At 58.7% G+C, this 23,010-nt stretch carries 14 protein-coding genes and 1 pseudogene; 7 read left to right on the top strand and 8 right to left on the bottom strand.

From position 1 onward, the window contains the following. The first annotated feature begins 67 nt into the window (after positions 1 to 67). The 4 genes from SE91_RS26455 to SE91_RS26440 all read left to right on the top strand — a co-directional run bounded on the left by SE91_RS26455 (position 68) and on the right by SE91_RS26440 (position 5,532). Entirely contained in the window at positions 68 to 1,780 is a 1,713-nt protein-coding gene (locus SE91_RS26455; RefSeq protein WP_082813824.1) for an outer membrane beta-barrel protein, read from the top strand. Between the two features lie 423 nt (positions 1,781 to 2,203). Further along, a complete protein-coding gene (locus SE91_RS26450; RefSeq protein WP_061849719.1) occupies positions 2,204 to 4,210 on the top strand; it encodes a conjugal transfer protein TraG in 2,007 nt (668 codons plus the stop codon). Between the two features lie 9 nt (positions 4,211 to 4,219). Further along, positions 4,220 to 4,657 carry a hypothetical protein gene (locus SE91_RS26445; RefSeq protein ID WP_061849718.1) on the top strand — a complete coding sequence of 146 codons (438 nt, stop codon included), beginning with the start codon at positions 4,220 to 4,222 and terminating at the stop codon, positions 4,655 to 4,657. Positions 4,658 to 5,022: 365 nt separating this feature from the next. Then, entirely contained in the window at positions 5,023 to 5,532 is a 510-nt protein-coding gene (locus SE91_RS26440; RefSeq protein WP_061849717.1) for a hypothetical protein, read from the top strand. Positions 5,533 to 5,672: 140 nt separating this feature from the next. Here SE91_RS26440 and SE91_RS26435 read toward each other — a convergent pair whose 3' ends face one another. From SE91_RS26435 to cysD, 8 genes and pseudogenes are all read right to left on the bottom strand, one after another. Further along, complete coding sequence (locus SE91_RS26435) at positions 5,673 to 6,920, bottom strand: MFS transporter (protein ID WP_082813823.1); 1,248 nt, start codon at positions 6,918 to 6,920, stop codon at positions 5,673 to 5,675. Next, positions 6,917 to 7,858 carry a sulfotransferase family protein gene (locus tag SE91_RS26430; RefSeq protein WP_245318541.1) on the bottom strand — a complete coding sequence of 314 codons (942 nt, stop codon included), beginning with the start codon at positions 7,856 to 7,858 and terminating at the stop codon, positions 6,917 to 6,919. Before SE91_RS26430 ends, SE91_RS26435 begins: the two co-directional genes overlap by 4 nt. Positions 7,859 to 7,887: 29 nt before the next feature. Further along, entirely contained in the window at positions 7,888 to 9,198 is a 1,311-nt protein-coding gene (locus tag SE91_RS26425) for an aminotransferase class III-fold pyridoxal phosphate-dependent enzyme (protein WP_082813822.1), read from the bottom strand. A 24-nt stretch (positions 9,199 to 9,222) separates the two neighbouring features. Beyond that, a complete protein-coding gene (locus SE91_RS26420) occupies positions 9,223 to 10,497 on the bottom strand; it encodes a GMC oxidoreductase (protein WP_061849713.1) in 1,275 nt (424 codons plus the stop codon). 114 nt (positions 10,498 to 10,611) lie between these two features. Then, a pseudogene (locus tag SE91_RS38315) lies at positions 10,612 to 10,737 on the bottom strand (FAD-dependent oxidoreductase); the annotation flags it as partial. 1,048 nt (positions 10,738 to 11,785) lie between these two features. Further along, positions 11,786 to 12,652, bottom strand: a complete 867-nt coding sequence (locus SE91_RS35630) for a radical SAM/SPASM domain-containing protein (RefSeq protein ID WP_245318540.1) — start codon at positions 12,650 to 12,652, stop codon at positions 11,786 to 11,788. 944 nt (positions 12,653 to 13,596) lie between these two features. Beyond that, entirely contained in the window at positions 13,597 to 15,480 is a 1,884-nt protein-coding gene (gene cysN, locus SE91_RS26410; RefSeq protein WP_061851338.1) for a sulfate adenylyltransferase subunit CysN, read from the bottom strand. A gap of 5 nt (positions 15,481 to 15,485) precedes the next feature. Next, complete coding sequence (gene cysD / locus SE91_RS26405; RefSeq protein ID WP_061851337.1) at positions 15,486 to 16,421, bottom strand: sulfate adenylyltransferase subunit CysD; 936 nt, start codon at positions 16,419 to 16,421, stop codon at positions 15,486 to 15,488. Positions 16,422 to 17,782: 1,361 nt separating this feature from the next. On the opposite strand from cysD, the gene SE91_RS26400 reads away from it, so the two are divergent. The 3 genes from SE91_RS26400 (at position 17,783) to SE91_RS26390 (ending at position 22,971) form a co-directional block, all read left to right on the top strand. Beyond that, positions 17,783 to 19,585, top strand: coding sequence for an ABC transporter ATP-binding protein (locus SE91_RS26400; RefSeq protein ID WP_061849711.1), 1,803 nt, complete (start codon positions 17,783 to 17,785; stop codon positions 19,583 to 19,585). Positions 19,586 to 20,915: 1,330 nt separating this feature from the next. Then, positions 20,916 to 21,569, top strand: a complete 654-nt coding sequence (locus SE91_RS36545) for a hypothetical protein (RefSeq protein ID WP_156489796.1) — start codon at positions 20,916 to 20,918, stop codon at positions 21,567 to 21,569. Positions 21,570 to 21,666: 97 nt separating this feature from the next. Continuing rightward, entirely contained in the window at positions 21,667 to 22,971 is a 1,305-nt protein-coding gene (locus tag SE91_RS26390) for an MFS transporter (RefSeq protein WP_502687154.1), read from the top strand. The last annotated feature ends 39 nt before the right edge of the window (positions 22,972 to 23,010 follow it).

Raw genomic sequence — 23,010 nt, 5'->3', positions numbered from 1 at the left:
GCGCGACAACGTCGGTCATTCGGCCTTCGTTGCAAGATGGCGCATGCTCGTGTGTTCGTGAGGTGATATGAGATCTGAGTTCTTGTTTTGGGGGATCGCAACAGCTGCGCTCGTTGCAAACGGGGTCGTCAATTCGGCAGATTTTAAGCCGGCAGTAAAGGTCCCGCCTGCAGTATGGAGCTGGACCGGAGGCTATTTTGGTGGGCACGTCGGCGGGGGGTACGGCCGGACATCATTTAGTAATCCCTACGGTCCCTCGATCTATGGCGACGTGGTCGATACTCCGTTATTCCTCGCAGGAGGGCAGATCGGCTACAATTGGCAGAGGGACCGCTGGGTTTTTGGCCTTGAACTGAATGCCAGCGGCGTCATCTCGGACGGCGCAAACACCTGTCTTGCCGCCTCCGGTATTGTCGTGAGTGCAAACTGCAACGCAGGTCCGGACGTCTTCGTCACCGGGACCGGCCGGCTGGGTTATACGTTTGGCCCGCAGGGTCACACGCTTGCCTATCTCAGAGCAGGTGTGGCCTGGCAACACAATCGCGGCGATATAGCCAACGGTAACGAATTTTATAGCGAGACTTACCCGTCTGGATGGGCGCCACAGAATGCAACCCATTTCGACTATAATCGTATCGGGGGTCTCATCGGCGCAGGTGTCGAGCACGCGCTCACGCCCGCATGGTCGGTCAATATCGGATATGATTATCTGAGGTTCGGCGGACCAAGCGTGGCAACCCCTCCGACGCTACAATATCCGCCCTTTGCAACGGTCCCAGCTAGCGTCACTAACCTGTCCAGCGGCTATCACATCGGCAAGGTCGCTCTGAACTACCATTTTGATGCCGCCCCAGGGGCGGCGCGATGGTCCGATACGCCGCTTTACCCGATAGAGCCGACCTTTGGCGCGCCGGAAATTCCCTTCACGACCGGCTGGTCGCTAGAAAGCGGCACACGGCTCTGGCTGAGTCGGGGAAAATTTCAATGGGAAAATGGTCCGCCCGATCGTCTAGTGTCGAGGCTGACCTATCACAAGCTGGATGGGATTTCCGGTGAGTTGTTCGAACGACTTGACAGCCCCTGGGGAATCTTCCTGAAGGGCAATATTGGTTTGGGGCGCTTTAGTAGCGGGATTATGAATGATGAGGATTGGGGCTTAGGAAATTCCATGGCCTATACCAACACGAGATCGGGTCAGGCGAACGGAAGGTTCATGTACTACACGGTCGATGCCGGTTATGATTTCCTGCGGGGTAGCACATACAAGATCGGTGGATTCGCCGGCTGGACCTATTATGGCCAAAAGTCTGACTCGATAGGATGTGTTACGATCGCTTCGCTTCCATGTCTCGCGCCGGACGATAAAAGGACGATGGGCAGCCAAGACACCAACTGGAATGCAGTGCGTATCGGCCTTAACGCTGAGACCATGTTGCTCGATCGCTGGCGCTTGAGCGCCGATGTCGCATACCTGCCCTGGACGGATTTCCAAGGGCGCGATAACCATCTCCTGCGAGACTTCACGACCTTCATCGATCATCGCGGGAGCGGCGGCCATGGGGTACAAATAGAAGGCATCTTATCGTACTTCATAACGAGCAATTTCAGCGTCGGCGTCGGCGGCCGTTACTGGGCGATGTGGAGTCCGAGAGATAGTGAGCAATTCGCCACCCAAGCCGAGCAGGCGCGCAGCCATCCTGTGACCTCGGGGCCCTTTCCTGCAGGCTTTCACATGGAACGATGGGGCACGTTCTTGCAGGCTTCCTATAAGTTTCACTGAAACTAATCGCTCTTCCCAGAGCATTGAGCTGACTGTAGGGCGACCATAAACGGCGAAAGCTCATGTTCCGTGGTTCGGGTCATTGGGAGGTCGCAAGCTGCAAGCTTTTGGGTCAGTCAAACTCGAAAGCTTGCCTCGGCCTTCGACGGAAGACGGGACGCTGCGGGCGGCCTGAATGATGTGCTTTGGCCATCCTGCATTGCGCTCCGCTGCATCCTCAATGCATGTCGGCCTCATAAGCCGGCCTGATAAAATGCCGCTCACGATATTAGAGGTAGCAACCGCGGTTTGCACGTCGCTTGCTCCGTTACGTCTCTCCAGGTAGTCAAGATCGTTCTGCACTTACGCTAGATCCGCCATTTCTACGCTTGTGCAACTTTAACGTTGTGGGTCAGGCCTGGCAGGGCTTGATCGACGCTTATCATGTCTTCGACGAAGGTCCTTTGGGGCCAAATCACGCTTGTCCTTGCCATCGTGCTCATGACCACCTGGGCGGCGACGGAGTGGGTTGCTTGGAAACTCGGATTCCAGGCCCAGCTCGGGCCCCCCTGGTTTGAGCTCGGGCGTGGGAAGCCCGTCTACCTGCCGCCGGCGTTTTTCTGGTGGTGGTACGCCTACGATGCCTATGCGCCCACAATATTTATTGAGGGAGCCTGCATCGCGGCATCGGGCGGCTTCATTTCGATCATAGTTGCATTTGGCATGTCGGTCTGGCGAGCCCAAGAGGCGAAGACCGCCGCAACCTACGGCTCTGCGCGCTGGGCGCTTGCTACCGAACTTCGATCAGCGGAGCTTACTGGGCCGGATGGCGTCATACTCGGGCGGTCTGATCACAAGTATCTCAGGCACAATGGGCCCGAGCACGTACTCTGCTTTGCGCCGACGCGGTCGGGTAAGGGCGTCGGCCTCGTCGTTCCCACCCTCCTGACTTGGCCGGGTAGTTGCGTTGTCCACGACATCAAGGGCGAGAACTGGACCCTGACGTCCGGTTTTCGCTCTGCGCATGGACGTGTGCTGCTATTCGACCCGACGAACCGAAACTCTGCGGCTTACAACCCACTGCTTGAGGTCCGTCGGGGAGAATGGGAGGTTCGAGATGTCCAGAACATCGCGGACGTCTTGGTGGACCCGGAAGGAGCACTCGAACGACGCAGTCACTGGGAAAAGACAAGCCACTCGCTGCTGGTCGGCGGCATCCTGCACGTGCTTTACGCCGAGCCGGACAAGACCTTGGCGGGCGTCGCCAACTTCCTTTCGGACCCCAAGCGTCCCATCGAGGCGACGCTGCGCGCGATGATGACAACGCCGCACCTCGGCGATGCCGGTCCGCATCCCGTTATTGCGTCCGCAGCGCGCGAGCTCCTGAACAAGAGCGAAAATGAGCGCTCCGGAGTGCTTTCGACGGCCATGTCTTTCCTCGGGCTGTACCGCGATCCCGTGGTGGCGCGGGTCACGCGCTGCAGTGATTGGCGTATTCGCGATCTCGTGGAGGCGAAGCGACCGACAACGCTCTATCTCGTCGTGCCGCCCTCGGATATCAGCCGGACCAAGCCGCTTGTGCGGTTGATCCTCAACCAGATCGGACGGCGGCTCACGGAAGATCTCCACGCTGAGGCGCGCCGGCATCGCGTGCTGCTGATGCTTGACGAGTTCCCTGCTTTGGGCCGGCTCGACTTCTTCGAATCGGCGCTAGCGTTCATGGCGGGGTATGGCCTGAAGAGCTTCTTAATCGCCCAATCCCTAAATCAGGTCGAAAAGGCTTACGGCCCAAATAATTCCATTCTCGATAACTGCCATGTCCGCGTCGCATTCGCAACGAACGACGAGCGAACCGCAAGACGGGTCTCAGAGGCCCTCGGAATGGCAACCGAACTGCGCGCCATGAAAAATTATGCTGGTCACAGGTTAAGCCCTTGGCTGGGGCACCTGATGGTGTCCAGGCAAGAAACGGCGCGACCCCTTCTAACACCCGGTGAAGTCATGCAGTTGCCGTCAGACGATGAGCTCGTATTGGTCTCGGGCTGTCCGCCGATCCGAGCCAAGAAGGCACGCTATTACGAAGATCCCCGACTGCGTGAACGGGTACTCCCTCCAGCTCGGCCCGGTAACAGTGAAGATGGCATGAAATCTCCTCACGACGATTGGAGCAAGCTGCCTTTGCCTGCCGCCCCGCCGGCCAAACAGGAGCGGTCCGCTGACAACCAGCCCACGACGTCCAGCAGTGATCCTGCTAATGGCGGCATTAGGCGCGAACCGGAGCTCGGCCAGCACGAAGAGGTGGAGGTGGACCGCAGCAAGGAAAGGGCAGAGTTCGATTTTGCCGATGAGGAAGGTGACGATGAGGTCCAGCGCGCCGGCATTCTTCGCAAACATGCTTCTAGTCTTGCGCGTCAAGCCGCAATGGATCCCGGTGACGGTCTCGATCTCTGAGCTGAGGGCATGCGCACCAAGCATACGTTTCGTCTGCCGCCGGACCTCGCTGTTCAGCTTGCTGACTATGCCAACCGCAAGCGGGTGGCTCAGGCGCTCGTTGTGGAGACGGCGCTATCTACGTTCCTATCGCCAGACAATTCGGAGCGAATGGAGGCAGCGCTCAGCCGGCGTTTGGACCGCCTGACCCGCCAGCTCGAGCGGCTCGAGCGCCACGCTACGATTTCGAACGAAGCGCTCGCCCTGTTTGTCCGGTTTTGGCTCACCGCGACCCCGCCTTTGCCTGACACAGCGCAACCAGCAGCCCAGGCGAAAGGACGCGAGCGCTATGATTCGTTTGTTGAAGCATTGGGCCGTCGCCTGGCGAAGGGACACAGCCTGGCAAAGGAGCTTAGCTCGGACGTAGAGCCGCGCGAAGAGGGGCTGGAGAAGTCCGATCCCGCCTAAGTTCGGGCTCTTTTCTTTCCTTTTTAGAGCGTGATCCTGAAAAGCAGAGCGTTTCCCTCGCGACAAACGGGGACGGCGTTTGAGCGGAGATTATGCTCAAACAACAAGCCAAAGCGCGATGACGATTCCTACCAATCTCATCGCGCTCTAGTCTGCGCAAATCCTTTGATCGAGGCTCTCCTGCTGGTTGCAGCATCAAACTTTCGCTGCAGCTAGCAATCTCCGTGCGTCTCGGCCGCCCTATCGCCAAAAATGACCGAGGCCGGCGTGGGTAGCACCCAGGCGGCGAGACAACGAAGAAGCTTGAATCGGTCGTTGCGTCAAGTTGTACAGGTCTGCGAAGGCATGTCCGCGAGAGCACGGCAATGACGCCACCGTTTCGCATTATTGTACTATGTTCTACTTTCGGTTTGCTCGGGCTGACCGAAGTTACGCCCACGGACCCAGTCCGGCGCTACGACTGCACCATAGACGGAACCGATCGAGAGCCGGTAGGTGATCGGAATGGGCACGTCATTGTCAGCCTTCAATACACCTGCCGCGTCGCAGATGGGCTGTTGAGGGACGCTGGCATCACGGCGATATCGGTCAGCGAGTGGGACAGTGAGAAGGGCACGTACTTGGCCTCTCTCGACGTTCACCGCGCGCTCGGAGGATATGCGGTTGGTCAGCTCTTGGAGGGGGACGGCTCCTCGGTCATGGAAGACAACAGGGCCGTCGGCATCGCTGCTTCCGGTAAGACCGTGTTTAAGTTCGCATCCGGCTCTTTGGCGGCTCTGTCGGGAAAGACAGTGAAATTCACGACCAAGCCCGTCGGTTCTCGCCGATTTGAGATGCAGTTCACAGGTTGGCCGGAAGCTGCTCAACGGAAGTGACTCGCCTTTATTGGCCAACTCCTATAGTGGATTGGGACCAGGTCAGTTCCGCCGACAATCCAACATTCTCGGGAGTATGCCCGTAGCTCGAGGCCCCGAGCGCGTTGACTTCACACGCAGTCGCCGCTCAATCCCTGGCATCACAGATGCAAGCTGTGAGTGCGGCGCAGGGGCGATAGCCAGATCCACAGCACGGAGGCGACGCCGAGCAAGCTGCTGGCCAATAGCGCAGTGCGCAGTCCAGGTCCGGCGCCGACCGCACCGCCAAGTAGCGCGCCCATCGGCGCAAGTCCCCACACCAAGCTCCGAATGCTCGCGTTGACGCGGCCCAGCACCCGAGGCGGAGCTAGCGCGTATCGAACGGAGACTTGATGCACGTTGTAGATCTCTTGACCAAACGACAGCACGAACTGGGACAGGGCCACGCAAACGAGTGCCACCGATCGCGGCTCTGTGAACAGCGCAGATAGGGTCATGCCTGCGGCGCTAAGCGCCAAGGTGGCCATCAAGACCGGCCCAAGGCCAATGGCACGGCCGGCCCAGGCTGCGGTGACTGCGCCCAGGATGCCACCTATCGCGCCGATGCTGAGAACCAAGCCCGTCGTCCAGCCGTCCAAACCAATATGTTGGGTTAGGTAAAGCAGAAAAACCGCAGAGTAGGCGTTGTAGCAGAAGATGAAGCTGCCAGTCGCCAACGTAACCGCCCGCAGGATCGGGTTGCCAAATACAGCCGTCAGTCCTTCCGCGATCTGGACGACGACCGAGCTCGATCCAGTTGCGGACCGTTCGGCCGCGCGTGCCGGCAGCAGCGGCAGCAAGACGGCGGCCACTACGAAGGAGGCCGATTCGACTAGAATTGCGGTCGGCGCAGAGAACGTGCTGACCAGCCAGCCTGCCAGGAATGGACCGACGGTCACCACGCAAGATCTGCTGAGTTGCCAAGAACTCTGCGCTCTGACGAGTCGAGCACGATCCACGACCGTTGGCACGCACGCCAGATAGGCGACCTCGCCGATCACCGCAGCCGTTCCGACAAGCGTGGTTGCCATATACAGGTGGACCATTCCAAGCTGGCCAAGGCTGGCGAGCAGCGGTATCGTTGCGAGCGATACTGCCATCACTAAATTGGCGGTCAAAAGAATGCATCGGTGTGGGAGGCGATCCACGATCACCCCGGCAAGCAGGCCAATGATGAGGTACGGCGCCCGGCCGCAGGCGAGCAGCAACCCCGTCTGCGCAGGACCCGCTCCCAGTAGGGTGATCGCTGTCAGCGGCAGCGCCATAACGGTCACTTCGGATCCCAATTCCGACACCGTACGTCCAACGAGCAGCGCTAAGTATCCGCGCGGCAATCCGCGAGGCGGGGTAAAGATATCGGTGGGATTCATGCCTCGATCGCCGGGGTCGAGGCCGATAGATAGCACAACCGCGCCAATTCGCCGCCGGCGATCCGCTCGAATTCCGCGACTTCCGTGAGCGTCAGATCCTGCCTGAAGCGACCAAGGCGGCCGGCGTGCAGCGGTTTGCTCGCGGACTCCGCTGCCGGGTGGCCGTTCGGACGCTCGAACAGTGCGTGCTCGTGTTCGGCATGCCGTAGAACGGCTTCATCCCAGGGGAGCTGCAGGTGATCCAAAATCTGCTTAAGACTGGGGCGGGGGTGAGTGACCAGATCCTCATAGCGCACCTCAAGATAACGCTCCGGTGGCGCGAGGAGATGAGGCCGCGATACGACTTCAAGCCAGCCTTGCGCAGCGTCTGCCACGGTCTGGTAACCCCAGTCCGGTACCGTTTTCAAATGCGAGGCGGCAAGGTCGCGCCCGTCCCGTACAATGTGGACGAAATGCGCATGCGGCCACAACTGCGCGAAGACGTCGATTTGGGTAATCTTGCGTTGCAGCTTCAGTCCCCAGCGTCTTGCCGCTGCTTGTCCCCTTCGAAACTCACCGATCTCATTAATCAGCCTGCATCTGTCGGCGAATGAAACGATGTCCCCGGCTGTCTCGTCCATCACCTTGGTGACGAGCTTGCGCACGTCATCGAAGGACAGGCCGAACCGCTGGCATTGCACGACGAAGTGCGCGCCATCATACCAGAACGGATTGATCAAGCTTTTGGTCTCGCCCGTGACTCGGGGATCATTAGCGTCGAGAAGATCGGTCGCTTCCAGAATGTGCGAGCCGAGGTTCAACGGTTCCAGGAAGTCGATCTCCGGTCCCACCACCAGATCGGCATGAGAATTCAAAACGACGCTCAGCAATGTGGTACCGGATCGGTTTTCGCCGCCGAGCAGAACTGGCGAGGTAGAGAACCCGTCGGCCGCGGCCATGGGAGTGTCCCCCGTTCGACTGCTGGCGTTCATGGGCGGCTCGACGCGTTGAACCAACGCCGGACGGTATCCGGCGTGGCAACGAAGTGATCACCCGCAAACCGCACCGCGGCGGCGATCGGATCCGGATCGCCGCCTGTGCTCTCCGTGCGCCCTTTGGCGGCCAGCAGGGCGTGACCGACGGCTTCAATCGCGGCCCGCACGTCGGCGTCGGATAACGCCGCGGACGGCATGAACCGGCCCCCGTACTGCATGAGGAAGCCGCGCGACCACATCTCCTGAAAAAAAGCGTGACCAAGGTCAGGGTTGGCAAACACGACATCGAACATGGTTGGCCATGCGAACGCGCGCGCTTGAACCTCTTGGCTCGCGAACACTTCGTTAAGGCCGCTGATGAGTTGCTCGCCAACACGGCGCATCCGGGCGAGCGCGGTGCCATCGCGCAGCGCGTCCATAGTGCTCAGCGCAGCCGCGAATGGCGTGATCTCGCGCTGATAGGTGTTGCCGAGGTACGTCTTTTCGGCTGCGTTGAGCACGTCGGCGCGGCCAGCCACTGCCGATAGTGCCATGCCATTGGCAAGCCCCTTGCTGAATGTGATCAGGTCGGGCGCAAGCCCGATCGCGGTATGATAGCCGCCGGGGCCGTAGCGGAACCCCGTCATCACTTCGTCGAGGATGAGCAGGGCACCGTAGCGGTGCACCATATTCTGCAATTCCCGGTGATATTCGGGTGGGAAGAAGTTGACTTCGGGTGTGACGATCACCGCGGCGAGACGCCGCGCGCGGGCAAACCTCTCAAGCAGCTCCAGGTCATATTGGAAATCGACACTGTCGCGGTCCCGATCAGGTAGGCCCATCGTGGGACGGTCCTGCAAGTGCCAGTCGTGCCAGCCGTGGTATCCGCTGGTCAGCACCAGGTTCACATCGGTGTATGCGCGAGCCAAGCGGACCGCGGCGGTCGTGGCGCAGGAGCCGGTGCGGAAAAATATCGAGCGTTGCGCAAGCGGAAATACCTTGGCGAGCCGTTCGGCCAGCTCGACCCGGTGCTCCGACAACGGCCCGGGCACGATGCCGCCGGTCCGGCGCATTTCTAAGGCCACGTGATCGAGGACCGGTTCATATCCGGCTCCGAGCGGCGCAGCCCCGCTACAGGAGGTGAGATCGACGTATTGTCTTCCCTCAACATCCCAGACATACGCACCACAGGCACGGCTCATCACGATGGGAAAACGCCGATTGAGGTCCCATTTTTCCGATGCAGTGACCCGCAACGCGCGGCATAGTGCGGATTTGTGGGTCTCCGTCGCGGGCAATGTGGCATTGAGGGTGCTATTGAACATCAACAATCCTCCGGTCACGGCCTGTCAGGCAAGCTGCGTGACGATTCTGCGAGCGATCCGCAGCGCGTTTGCCTGAATGGTGAAGGTAGGGTTGACGCCGCCGGGGTACGGGAAGAATCCACCGTCCGCGACATAAAGATTGTCGATATCGTGCACGCGACCCCACCGGTCGACCACGGATTCCTTTGGATCAGTCCCTGCTCGACAGCCGCCATGCAGATGACCACTACCGAATTGATAGTTGGAAGCCGTGTAACTGATCTTTTTCGCGCCCGCCTCAGTCAGCAAGTCTGAGGCGCGACGCGACAAATAGTCCAATCGGCTCTTATCCAGTGGATGAGTCCTGTATTCGAGAACGATCTTCTGCAGACCCAATCGATCGCGCCTGTTCGACAATCGAACGGCGTTGCTGCGCATGGGCTGATCGGCCGCAAGGAAATGCACCCTTAACTTAAGTTTCCGGCCGCTGACCGCGCGCTCCGCGGGACTGGCTTCATATAGAAGTCCGCCTAAGCCGGATGGTGCGTCCGCGTCGAGGTAGTGATCGGTCATCGCAACGGTCGAGAACGGACCACCGGGCGGATGCGACGGCAAGCGATCCGCCATGATGGTGCCAGACACGTAGCCGCTGATTTTGAAGCAGATGCCGCGGCCGACCATGCCCGTGGAGTTGCCGATACCGCGGGGTGCTGTGGGCTGCGCAGATCTTAGCAGCAAGGCGGCAGATTGAATCGCGTTGCCAGCGAGCACTACGCATCGGGCGCGGACCCGAGCGCGTTGTTGGATGACAGTGTCAAGCCACTCCACTGAGGAGACACGGCTGACGCTGCCAAGCTCGATATGCACAGCCTTGCTACCTGAGGCAACCGTCAGGGCGCCGCGCGGCAGCGACTGATCCGTGAATGGCGAGCGCGCATCGGCGCGCGCGCCGCTCGGACAGAGGCGTTCGTTGCACGGGCCACACCGGTCACAGGCCGCTTGACCGCGGTAGGGGACCGAGTTGATCGCGAGCGGTGTCGGGAACGGCAACCAGCCTAGGCGTCCTCCCGCATTGGCCATCAGAGTGCCCTGCAGGCTATATTCGTGCGGCGGCAGCAGGCCGGGATCGCTGGGCGGCTCGAGTGGATCAGCGCCCGCCAATCGGGCAATCCCTATCCGCCGCTCAAGCTCCTCGTAATAGGGGCGCAGTTCCCCGTAATCGAAAGGCCAGACGGGATCGAGTGCGTCCGCGGCAACATGGGCTCGTGCATCGAAGTCGACGGTGCGACACCGGAACGCGATGCCAGCGTACAGCGTCATGCCTCCGCCCAGTGCCGATACTGTCCAGGGACGGCCTCGCGGGGTCAATGTCCCGGACGGAGAGCGCACCAGGGCGTTACCAAAACCACGTTGGACACTCTTCAATGAAGCGCCCGCAGGAAGCTCCTGGCCTGCTTCAAGGACGAGCACCTGGAATCCATTTCGGGCCAACTCGTGGGCAACTATCGAGCCACTGGCACCACTGCCGACTACGCACACATCAACGGCGTTGGACGTCATTGTCCCACCTACGACAAAACACATCAGCCATTCATCATGACGATCTCGATGATTTGGATAGGTCAGGCCACCCACCATGACTCAGACGTCGCGACCTACCGTGCGACTCGTACAATATGACGTTCCGTACGATTCAAGCCCTTTGCGCGCGATCGCATGAATATGTTCAAGATCCTCTGAAGCGGGCGACCGGATGAACGTTGAGAGACCAGTATCTCGGAAGCACTTGGCGCGTGGTGTGCTGATGAGCGCCGTCTGTTCCAGCGACGCTTTGACCCTCATCTCATTCTCATCGAATGGAAGCTCAAAACAGTGGTGCAGGGGCACCACCTCAAAAGCGCGGATGACTGCGACGCGCTTACCACGAGGCTAGGATGCCGGGTGATTTCGGATCGGCCCCGATTCCAGATCATGCAAAAAGTGAGCTGTGCCTCGGTGCGAGGCGTCTACTCGCAATGGGAATGGCCGTTGGCGCGGCATTGCGACGTCGTCCCGGCGCTGCAGTGGCCCTTTTCTGGCCTTGTTTGGCTTTGGCGAGCCGACTTCAGATCTATTGCCCGAAGATCGGGAAGCGGCGATGGGTCGTCTTCTCCTGCGGTGCCGTTGGAGCAAAGCACGCAGGCTCTGCTGGGCCTTGGCAACTGGGTGAGAGCAGGGTCAGGTCGACAACTTGCGACTCCCGGGCTCCGATTAGGGCCGATCTAACTCCGCGAGACGATCGTGCAGCATACAGCCCCTTCAAATAGGGGGCGGACGTCCAAGAGACTGAAAGATTCAATGCAAATCGCTCGCATAGAATGTCTGCTCTGCGTGGTGGGAGTCCCTGAGCATCCCAAAGCGATGCGTCTTCCGTTACTCTGCAAAATGACGTGAAGTCTTGTGGACAATGATGTTTCGCAATCACCGATTCAGTAGTCGATTGCCTGATGAATTTGCGACATAGTGATTGGTATGCGCCGAGCCGGGCAAGGAATTGCGGGCCAGCTCAGCACGATACAGCCAATGATCCGCGCCTAGCTTCGCGCAGGTTCGCCCAAATGCCTCCATATCAGCACTTAACTGCTTTCGATCCGGCAGATTCACACATCCGGCAAAGCAGAAAACCTTCTTTTTTTCCGGCCATGCGCTCGGCAATTTCGCAAAAAGTTGGACCTTCGAAGAGATCTTGATATTCGTCGCGGAGAAGATTGCCTAAAACGTGGCGTCGCTCAAAATCCATGCAGCAAAGAGTAACGTCGCCGTTAGGGAGAAGAAGATTGCGATGGTATCGTTCGTCAGCACATGTCACTGCGCCTGCGATTGGCTGCCCTGCTTCAGCGATGTCAGGATGAACTTCTACAGCCATGACGCTGCGGGGGCGGGAGCGAACGAGCGCTTTCTCGGGGATTATCTCGACGAGATCAGGATGGACGTCGCCCACGACCATGAACAGCATCGAGGAAATGTCTGCGTCGACAAGTTGACGCACCAAATCGACATACTCGCCTCTGACGAGACGGCTGTTCATGTAAGTGCCGTCATCGACGACATGGACTAAGAAAACCCGGAAATGTAAGGCTTGCAGCCGTTTCAGATCCCGCCGGTTCATGCCTACAAGCGTCGTCGAGATCCTGATGCCATGGCCTGATGCGGAGGCATGCTCAACCATATCGGTGCAAGCTGGATTGAGCCAGGGTTCCGAGTAGCCGGCGAAGCTGATGTCGACAGTTGATGGTACGCGCGCCAAACATTTCTTGAAATCTTCAAGACGAAGATGCTTTGCATGCGACACGGCACGTTGCCGAACGGCAAACCGGTCCTGCGGACAATAAGAACAGCCGATGACGCAGCCCGTGGTCGTCGTTACTTCCAGGACCCTGCCGTCGGGCACCGCCGAATCGGGATCTTCTATGTTCGTCGAATCGTTCACTTTCACGGCCCTCGGTGTCCAAAACAGGAGATCTCGATGGAGGCCGCGCGATTTGCGTCCCTCATGCGGGTCACTCACCGTCATCACAAACTAATGGGGCATAAGCGCGACGCTCTGAGCGGAATCGCAACCGCGGAAGACATTCACTTGCTTTCCTTCGCCACCCTGATTGAAGTCAAAGCAGAGCTATGCGGGTGCCGAAGAATTGATTTAGGTTGCCTCGTTTTGACAACGCGAGTTCTTTTCCCGACGACCCGTCAATGGATGATACTGGCCGTTAATGCCTAATCCATCGCAACAAGCGTTGATCCTGCGTGGCCGCGACTGTCGATCAATCGACGGGACCAAATGGATGTTTGGCCTTGCGCAATGTAGGGCCGAGCTACGCGACCAAAATCTTGCAATCTGACCCTAGGCGCGATTCGAGCATCCTCGAACGATCAGAATGCAATCGCGTTCCGAAAGAGCGACTTTAGCCGCCGAAGCTTTACTGGCGGGCGAGGCGAACGGCATTGGTCGCGCGCAATTCCGGCGAGGACCCCGGATTCCGGAAGAAAAATTCGTCAACTTAGAAATTCACACGAGCACCCCGGCAGCTCATACTCGTGCTGGCAAGCGGGCTTATTCGAGATCAAGCGGCTTATCCTAGCGGTGGCAAGCGTCAGCCCAGCATATCTCGACCGTTGCTCAACAACCGTAACGTCATCGCACCGTGGGCGGGTGAAGGGGACCACTCACACTTCATTTTGAGCCGCACTGTTGGTCGCTGGGAGTGTCGGGAGACGCCTTGATTTCCCAGACGACTGTACGCGAGTGAGCCCGCGGCGGGCAGACGGCGCGAAGCAGTCCTCGACTACAAATCGGTAAGCGCTTCATGCGGGTTGGAGACCCGACCCCGGGGTCAAAGAGTATCTGGTAGAGTCGACAGACCTTGTGAGTTCTCCCTCCGATCACCTCAGGGTGATGAATCCTCGTGCGGCGAGGCAATTTAGCACCTTGTCAGCCAAGTGTTCTGGCCGCTCGCCTGATGCCTTCAAATGGAGTTCCGGCGTGCTTGGCGCTTCGTACGGCGCATCGATGCCGGTGAAGTTCTTGATCTGGCCTGACTTTGCCTTGGAATAAAGACCCTTTGGGTCGCGTCGGATGCATTCTTCTATCGGTGTGTCCACAAAGACCTCGACGAATTCGCGGTTCCCGACCAGATTGCGCACCATGTTCCGGTCAGCCTTGTAGGGAGAAATGAACGAGCAGATGACGATCAGTCCGGCTTCGAGCATCAATCGTGCCGCCTCGCCAGCACGGCGGATATTCTCAAAACGATCTTCCTCGGTGAACTCGAGATCCCGGTTGAGCCCCTGACGCAGGTTGTCGTCATCCAGCAGCATCGAGTGATGCGACATTGCGAACAGCTTCTGGTCGACGATATTGGCAATCGTCGACTTGCCAGAGCCGGAAAGGCCGGTGAACCAGATGACGCACGGCTTCTGATGCATGAGCGCGGAACGCTCCTGCTTCCCAATCGACAGCGGTTGCTGGACGATGTTGGTCGTGCGCCGGCGCGAGAATTCGATCATCCCCGCGCCAACAGTGCGGTTGGTAGAGACGTCGATTATGATGAGCGATCCCGTCCGCCGGTTGATACGGTAGGGATCGAACGTTGCAGGCAGGACAGTGGCCAGATTGCAGAAGCCGATCTCATTAAGACCCAACGTGGTCGCCGCGACCTGCTTGCGTGTGTTGACGTCGACCTTGTATTTGATGCAGCTGATGCTGCCGGAAGTGATCGATTGCGTGCCAATCCGGAATGCATAGGAACGCCCCGGCACCATTGGCTCCTGGTCCATCCAGATCAGATGAGCGGCAAACTGATGGGCGATTTCAGGCCGGTGCGTCGGGGTCGCCAGGACATCGCCGCGGCTGACGTCGATCTCATCCTCGAGCGTGATCGTCACGGCTTCGCCCGCTCCGGCGACCGCAAGATCACCATCGTAGGTCACAATCCGCTTGACGCGCGAGCTCAGCCCCGAGACTGCCACGATTATTTCATCGCCAACCGAGATGCTTCCGGAGGCGATCGTGCCCGCATACCCTCGAAAATCCAGATTTGGCCGGTTCACCCACTGTACCGGAAAACGGAAAGGTAGATCGGTCGTCTCGGATTCTATGTCGATAGTCTCGAGGTGATCAAGCAGGGACTGGCCCTGATACCAATCGGTGTTGCGGGATCGCTTGGTGATGTTGTCGCCGTACCTGGCGGAGATCGGAAGTGGAGTGATCGACGTAAAGCCGAGCTCCGAAGCAAAGGCAACATAGTCGTTCACGATGCCGTCGAAGATATCCTTTCGGTAGTCAACGAGATCTATCTTGTTCACGGCGAGCACGACGTGCCGGATACCCAACAGCGAGCAGATGAAGGAGTGGCGCTTGGTTTGCGCAAGGACGCCTTTGCGCGCATCGATCAAGATGATGGCGAGCTGCGCGTTGGAGGCGCCGGTCGCCATATTGCGTGTATATTGTTCGTGGCCTGGTGTATCGGCGACTACGAATGATCGGTGCGAGGTGGTGAAAAACCGATGGGCGACGTCGATGGTAATACCTTGTTGACGCTCAGCCTCGAGACCGTCGACCAGCAGGGCAAAGTCGATGTCGCCGCCCGTTGTACCGTGCTTGGCGCTGTCCCGGGCAAGCGCATGTAGCTGGTCCTCATAGATCATCTTGCTGTCGTGCAGGAGTCGGCCAATCAACGTTGATTTTCCGTCATCGACCGAGCCACAGGTGATGAAGCGCAATTGATCCTTGCTGTCAGCCTCGCCGACGCAAGGGCTGGCTTCCATATCCATCAAAAGTATCCTTCGCGCTTCTTCTTCTCCATTGAAGCTGTCTCATCCATGTCGATGAGGCGCCCCTGGCGCTCCGAAACTGTCGCAACCTGCATTTCGGCGACAATGTCCTCGATCGTGGTCGCCTCCGATTCGATGGCGCCGCTCAGGGGGTAGCATCCAAGTGTACGAAAGCGGATTCTCCGCATCTGCGGGGTCTCGCTCTGCAAGAGCGGGAGCCGCTCGTCGTCCACCATGATCAGGGTACCGTTCCGATGCACTACCGGTCGCCATCTCGCGAAGTAGAGAGGCACGACGGGGATCTTCTCGAACATGATGTATTCCCAGACGTCGAGCTCCGTCCAATTCGACATCGCGAACACTCTCATGGTTTCGCCTTGACGAATGCGGGTGTTGAACAGGTTCCAAAGTTCGGGCCGTTGGTTACGCGGATCCCAGACGTGTCCTGCCGAGCGGAACGAAAATATGCGCTCCTTGGCGCGGCTTTTCTCCTCGTCCCGCCGCGCGCCGGCGAATGCCGCATCGAATCCGTACAGGTCAAGGGCCTGCTTGAGCGCGTCGGTCTTCATAACCTGCGTATGCAGCGCGGAGCCGGAATCGATGGGATTGATGCCGCGCGCGATGCCGTCCTTGTTCACGTGGACGATCAGATCGATCCCGATGCGTTTTGCCGTCTCGTCGCGAAAGGTGATCATTTCGCGGAATTTCCACGTCGTATCAATATGCATCAACGGGAAAGGCAGCTTCGCTGGATAGAACGCCTTCATCGCCAGGTGGAGCATGACGCTCGAATCTTTACCAATTGAATAGAGCATCACCGGGTGTTTGAACTCGGCGACAACTTCCCGCATGATTTCAATCGTCTCGGCCTCGAGCCGACGCAAATGGCGGGGCAGCGTATGCGTTTCCAATCTGATCATAACCTTCGCGTTCATATTGAACATGTTCGAGATATACCCCAGCAACGAAGTTGCCCTGCCGGTCTTCACACCATTTTCAGACCTTTTGTATGAGGTCAGTGATCGCTTAGCCTCGATGAAACAGGATTGTGTGCTCCGCCGCGTGTGATCGATGGTCGATCCAAAGCGGACAGAGGTCGGCGGCGCCATCCCCAAATGGCACAAAATTGTGGGAACGAGCCGGGGACTGGAGATAGCCGACTGACTGACGATCGCTCGATTTCTTGTTGATGCCTCAACACCAAACGAGCTAACCGTGGCGCAAAGCCGTTGCGCCCTGGCGGGGCAGTGCGATCGGTCCATCTTGCTGGAGGGGAAGGCATGATCATCTACATGCCTTTCGCGCTTGCAGGCGTCCTTGCCGCCAATCAAGAGCCAGTGAGGAGCCGGCAAAAAGCCGCCTATGACCGGACTGATGCGACCACAATGATGTGTTCCTCGTAGCTTTCCCGACAGAAAACCTACCGTGTTGCTCAATTGCTGACGGTTTTCCTACCTGGCAGCACGGGAATTGGTGAAATCGATTTTTTGGATGGAATGCATTCACATTGCGGATCGCGACGGCATCTCCTGAGGTCTGGGTCTCAATCTCCTGCTCGCACTCGTTGCTCTAATCACCATCGCGCCGCCTTTTTACGGGCCTCATGGGCGGCGGACGTTTTTCTTGCCGGAACCGCTAACACATCTCACGGCCCCTCGACCCGGTTACCAGGCTTGTCGGGATTCAAAGTCTAGATTGGCGTGTGAGCGATCTGCTTCTCAGGTCTGTAGGCCACGAAATTTGTCGATCTCTATCGCCTCGCACGCAAAATCTCTAGCCGCGCAACAATGGCTGTCGCGAGGCCAAGTTTTTGTCACCCACTCAGCCTTTGCGCAACTGTCTATCCATGGGTCCGGTCTGGCTACGCGTGGGCCCAAGTCAACTACTAGCCGTGGCAATTGATTGAGGCGGGGGACACTGGCACTTCATGAGCGCCCCGCGTCTCGTCGGGGTCCAACATCGATCTTGCCACGTCGGAGCTGATGGGTGTGCGGTCTTTTCGCCCGCAGTCATGAAATGCGATCTTTCCTGAAACACCATGATGGACTCTGTTTGGGCTCGCAGACACTCACATGCGCCGAAGATGTGAATGAGGGAGATCGTTGCCCGTTGCAGGAGACTGCAAGGATTCGGCAGAAAGCCATGGAGGCAGTCCGGAGCGGCTTAGACTGTTGGCGCCGAGCGCTTCGCTTGAAGAAGAGTGCCGACCGAATGCCCGTGTCAGATCGCGCCTTTGCGACGGGGAGCGCAGTTCAGATGACGCCGGTCTGCGCGATAAGGATGACCGGATCACTGCATGATCGCTCAAGCTGACAATCGCCCCATCGCCATCCGCGCGGTGATTCCGTTCGTTTTCCGCCAATGGCTGCTCCAGCCCTACCGCGCTGCCTTTGTGCTGGTTGGCTTCCTCGGTGCGACAGCGGCCGACCTGTTCATGCCGATATACTCGGGCTATCTCGTCGACGCGTTGACCTCAGGTCCTTACCACAACGCGGCGCGACATGCGGCGCTGGCCGCCTTCGGCGGTATCGTCGCACTAGGCCTGGTTTCGATGATCGTACGCCTCATAGGTCTGCACGCAATCGTTCCGTTCACACTCAAGACAATGTCGGATGTGGCCCGCGAGGCATTCATGCGAGTCCAGCGGTTCTCAACCGATTGGCACACCAATTCTTTCGCCGGTTCGAGCGTTCGGAAGATCACGCGCGGCATGTGGGCCCTGGATCTGCTCAATACTACCATCCTGGTGTCCCTGTTGCCGTCCCTGACGGTGCTGGTCGGTTCGATGATCTTGCTCGGGCTGCACTGGTCTGCACTGGGTGGCGTGGTCGCGATTGGTGCGGCAATCTATGTCGTCGTGACAATGATGTTCGCGGTCCGCTATATCGCGCCTTCCGCACGAGTCTCCAATGCTTGGGACACCAAGATCGGCGGCACGCTGGCCGATGCGCTGACTTGCAATGCGGTGGTGAAATCTTTCGGCGCGGAAGAGCGCGAGGATGAACGGCTCGCCCGCACCATCAACCGCTGGCGCGTGCGGTGTCTGCGAACCTGGCTGCGCTACAACTCCGCCGCCATGGCTCAGCTCTCCATCCTGTTGTGCCTGCGGATGTCGGTGATCGGCGGCTCGGTGCTGCTGTGGATGGAGGGGCTCGCCTCGCCTGGCGACGTCACGTATGTGCTGACCAGCTACTACGTTATCCACGCGTATCTGCGCGAGGTCGGCATGTACATTAACAACCTACAGCGCTCGGTCAACGATATGGAGGAGCTCGTCGCGATCCATGACGAGCCGATCGAGATCGCCGACGTATCGGATGCAAAGCCGATCGCCATTGAAGGTGGCGAGATTGTATTCGAAGACGTTACCTTCCGGTATGGCCGTGATTGCGTCCAGCTCTATGACAGACTATCGGTTGATATAAGCGCCGGTGAGCGGGTTGGTCTGGTTGGTCGCTCCGGCTCCGGCAAAACTACCTTCGTCAAGCTGGTGCAGCGGCTCTATGATGTTTCGGGCGGCCGTATTCTGATCGACGGTCAGGACATCGCTCTAGCCACACAGCGATCACTCCGTATCCAGATCGCCGTCGTGCAGCAGGAGCCGATCTTGTTCCACCGCTCCCTCGCTGAGAACATCGCCTATGGTCGGCCCGGAGCTGATATGGGGGCAATCGAGCGGGCGGCGCGGCTCGCCAATGCGCACGAGTTCATCCTGCGCCTGCGCAAGGGCTACGGCACATTGGTAGGTGAGCGCGGTGTCAAGCTCTCGGGCGGTGAGCGGCAGCGCGTCGCGCTGGCGCGCGCCTTTCTAGCTGACGCGCCGGTGCTGATCCTGGACGAGGCAACCTCAAGCCTCGACTCCGAATCGGAAGTCCTCATCCAAGAAGCGATGGAGCGGCTGATGAGGGGCCGCACCTCGATTGTGATCGCACATCGACTCTCGACGGTGCGCGGCCTCGACCGCATCCTGGTGTTTGATGGCGGCGTCATCGCCGAGCAGGGCACACATGCTGCCCTTACTAGGCGGGCCGGCGGAATCTACCGGCGGCTGTTGGAGAGCCAAGCCACCGAGGTTGGCCGGATCTCTGCGGCAGTCTAATAGACAGGAATGGTACTGACAGTTGGATCGTTGAGCTGGGGGCAAATTGAAGGTTCACCCTATCGAAGAACACAGCCAGGAGAGGCTGATTCCGCTGAAGCTCAAACAGAGTGGATCGGCAAGCAAGGCGAGGGTCTAGGAACGATAAGGGACCCGCGAGATAGCTACGAATTCGATGGGCTTCAGGTGTTTCGGGAATGAGAGCGCGAAGACAAAGCGCGGCGCTTTATCATCGCGCAACACAGGATGGAACATCAGAGGCATTGTTTGGTATCCGAGCGCAGTTCTCTCCTCGTTACTTTTGCAATGGCGCATTTGGGCGCGGACGCTCGCGCCGTTATGAAGCGACCGAACATATGTTCTCGCGAAAGAAGGGACTTCTAAACTCATCAGCCCAAGCGCTGAGAAATGGGACGGGTTGGAGGTAAGCAGCTAGCTTGGCTGGAAAATCTCTCAAAAGAGGAATTCTGCGCTAGAATTCAGCGCCGATATCCCATCCATTGCATTAATCAATACTAACAAGTGGCTACTGTGCAGCAGCAAACGGACCCGCGTTGATTTCGCTCGGCGGGTATTTTCTGGCCTAGAGACGATGTGCCGCTGTGGCGATAAGAAAGCCGCGCCTGCGATCGGCCTGGTCGCTTGGGTAGGAGGCTGACGCGATAGGTTCTGAATTCGTTCGTCGTATTCTTCCTCCCGCGACGAACATTCACTGGCCGCCCCACATCTGGGGCGGCCTTTTTTTCAAACCGCGACTGAGTCTGGCCGGGCCCCCTCAACCACGTGCGCGTCGGCCCTAGTCGAGCGAACTCCGAGAACGGCACTAGTTGATCGGCTAATCCGACCGCAGCCTGAGATGCCGGCTTTGCCGACCAGTGGGAGCAAGCATACTCGGCCGGCGAATGGACTGGGTGACCCAGTCGCTTAAATCTTGAACGGCATATCTAACCTCCGATCGCGTGGTGTTTTTCCTGACCGGTTCTGGCTCATGGCGAGGGCTATGGCGGACACGGTGCAATGGGCGACGGAGGCGAAACCACGCGCGAGTGGCGGTGCATTGGTATCGAAGTTTTGGTCGGCGTCACGCGCACGGCAGTCTTTGGTGAAGGACGTTAGCCTGAAGAGGCCGGGGCAACTCCTACCCGACGAAGCCGCCGTTCCTTTCTTTGGCTACCCCAGGCTACGCTTTCGAGGTTCCGGCGATTGAACGAGCAGCCGTCCTGCCCTTTGTGTCGTCCATCATCGGTGGAGCAATCACTGCCATTTCGAACCGATTTCGCCGCGCTCAGCTATGGGCGCTGGACATTTCCTGTATCCGGGAGGAGCCGGTATGAGCTTCGAAACAGCGCTCGACGAACCGAACGAGCCAAATTTACAGCAAGTCGATACAACCGAGGGGACGGCGCAGCAAAGCCTTGCCGTAACGAGAAAAATTAACGTCGAGCTTTCCGAACAGATTCTTCGCCGTCTCGAAGTTGCAACGGGCCGGCCCGGAGTCGGCAACGGCATTGTCGTGGAGGCTGCTCTTGAAGGGTTCCTTGATCGAGCGCCGCCAATCGAAGGTCTCATTCATGAGGCGCTCGATCGGATGAGCAGGCAACTTGAACGTCTGTACACCGACTTCCGCATGGTGGCTGAGATGGTTGCGCTGCACGCCCGTTATCACCTCACCGTCACACCTCCAATGCCGCAATCGCTGCAGCCTGAAGCCTGTAAACGCGGCCATGAGCGATTCAAGGCGCTGGCCGAACAGGTCGACCGGCGCGTCCGTTCTAACCGATCCTTACTGAGTGAGGCGATCGACCAAATCGATGCCCCGAATTCTTACAGTTATGCGGCCGACGATGTTTCGCTAAGTTCTACAGATTCTGCACATGAAATCCCTTCCGCCACTATTCTGGACGCAACTGCCAACGTCAGCGCTGCCGCCGAGGAGGGCGGCAGCAACCGCAACTTTCAAAATCTGCCAAACGCGTTCTGCTAAACGAGCGGGTGACCTTGCGATCCGCACGCAAGACGCCGCGAACGGTCTATCCAATCCTTCGCAATCCGACGCTAAGCGCCAACTTCCGACTTGTCGATTGATCGGCTATGTTTTTCTTCCTTTCGTCGCCGGCTATTACCTTTCCTATCTGTTCCGTACTATCAATACGCTGATTTCGGGTCAGCTCTCTGCTGATCTGGGCCTCGATGCTGGCAACCTTGGCCTGCTGACGTCCGTCTATTTCCTGGTCTTCGCAGGCGTCCAGATTCCGATCGGAACACTGCTGGATCGTTTTGGTCCACGTCGGGTCCAGAGCGCGCTCCTGCTGGTTGCCGGCGGTGGAGCGGCTCTATTCGGCGCGGCTAGCGACTTCAGGGAGCTTCTGGTTGCGCGTGCGATGATCGGCATCGGTGTCTCGGCTGCAGCAATGGCCGGGCTGAAGGCCATTGTCACCTGGTTTCCAAGGGAACGCGTCGCCCTAGCCAATGGCTACATGATCATGCTCGGTGCACTAGGTGCAGTGACCGCAACAACGCCAACCGAGTGGCTGTTGGAATGTACGGGGTGGCGTGGGCTTTTTGGACTCTTAGCCCTCGCAACCTTTGCTTCGGCCCTCCTGATTTTTTGGGCGGTTCCTGAGGCGGCGCGGCCACAGGTAACTCAGTCGACTGCCGTAAAACTGCGTACGATCTACACAGATCGGCGCTTTTGGCGGATAGCACCGCTGTCGGCAAGCTGTATCGGCTCAGCCTGGTCATTACAGGCCTTGTGGGCAGCATCTTGGCTGACGAACGTCGAAGGGCTCAATCGCGAATCCTCGATTAGGCAGCTCTTTATCATGGCACTCGGAATCAGCGCGGGGGCGATGTTACTTGGGACGTTGGCTGATCGGCTACGCCGACGTGGGATAGGGTCGGAAGTTCTGTTCGCGACAGTGACAGCGTTGTTTGTAGGGGCTGAGCTTGCATTGATTCTGCGTCTGCCATTGCCATCGCTGCTGCCATGGTTCGTCATTTCGATTGTCGGCGCGGCCACGGTCATCAGTTATGCGATCTTAGCGGAATATTTCCCAAGGGAGCTCACCGGCAGAGCAAATGCAGGCTTAAACGTTCTTCACTTCGGCTGGCGTTTCATCGTCCAATACGGGACAGGACTCATCCTTGACCATTGGGCCGTTCAGGATGGCCGCCACCCGACCATTGCCTATCAGGTTGCGTTCGCATGCGCCGTTGGGGTGCAGGTTCTAGCATTAGGCTGGTTTATGATCCCATGGGTTTGTCTTTTGGGCAGACGGATTGCCAAGTTCTTCCTCGGCGATCCCGAAGCAAAGACATACCCGGTCGAGGGATCGGCGACGTCAGCAGAAGATGGCGTACTCGAGCCGGACGATGAGGAATGGTGATGCGAGCCGTGTGGCTAGCTCCGCTCGCTCGCCTGGTCC

This window comes from Bradyrhizobium sp. DOA1 (assembly GCF_001593325.1).
GTDB lineage: Bacteria > Pseudomonadota > Alphaproteobacteria > Rhizobiales > Xanthobacteraceae > Bradyrhizobium.
This window is presented reverse-complemented; position numbering and strand designations above follow the sequence as displayed.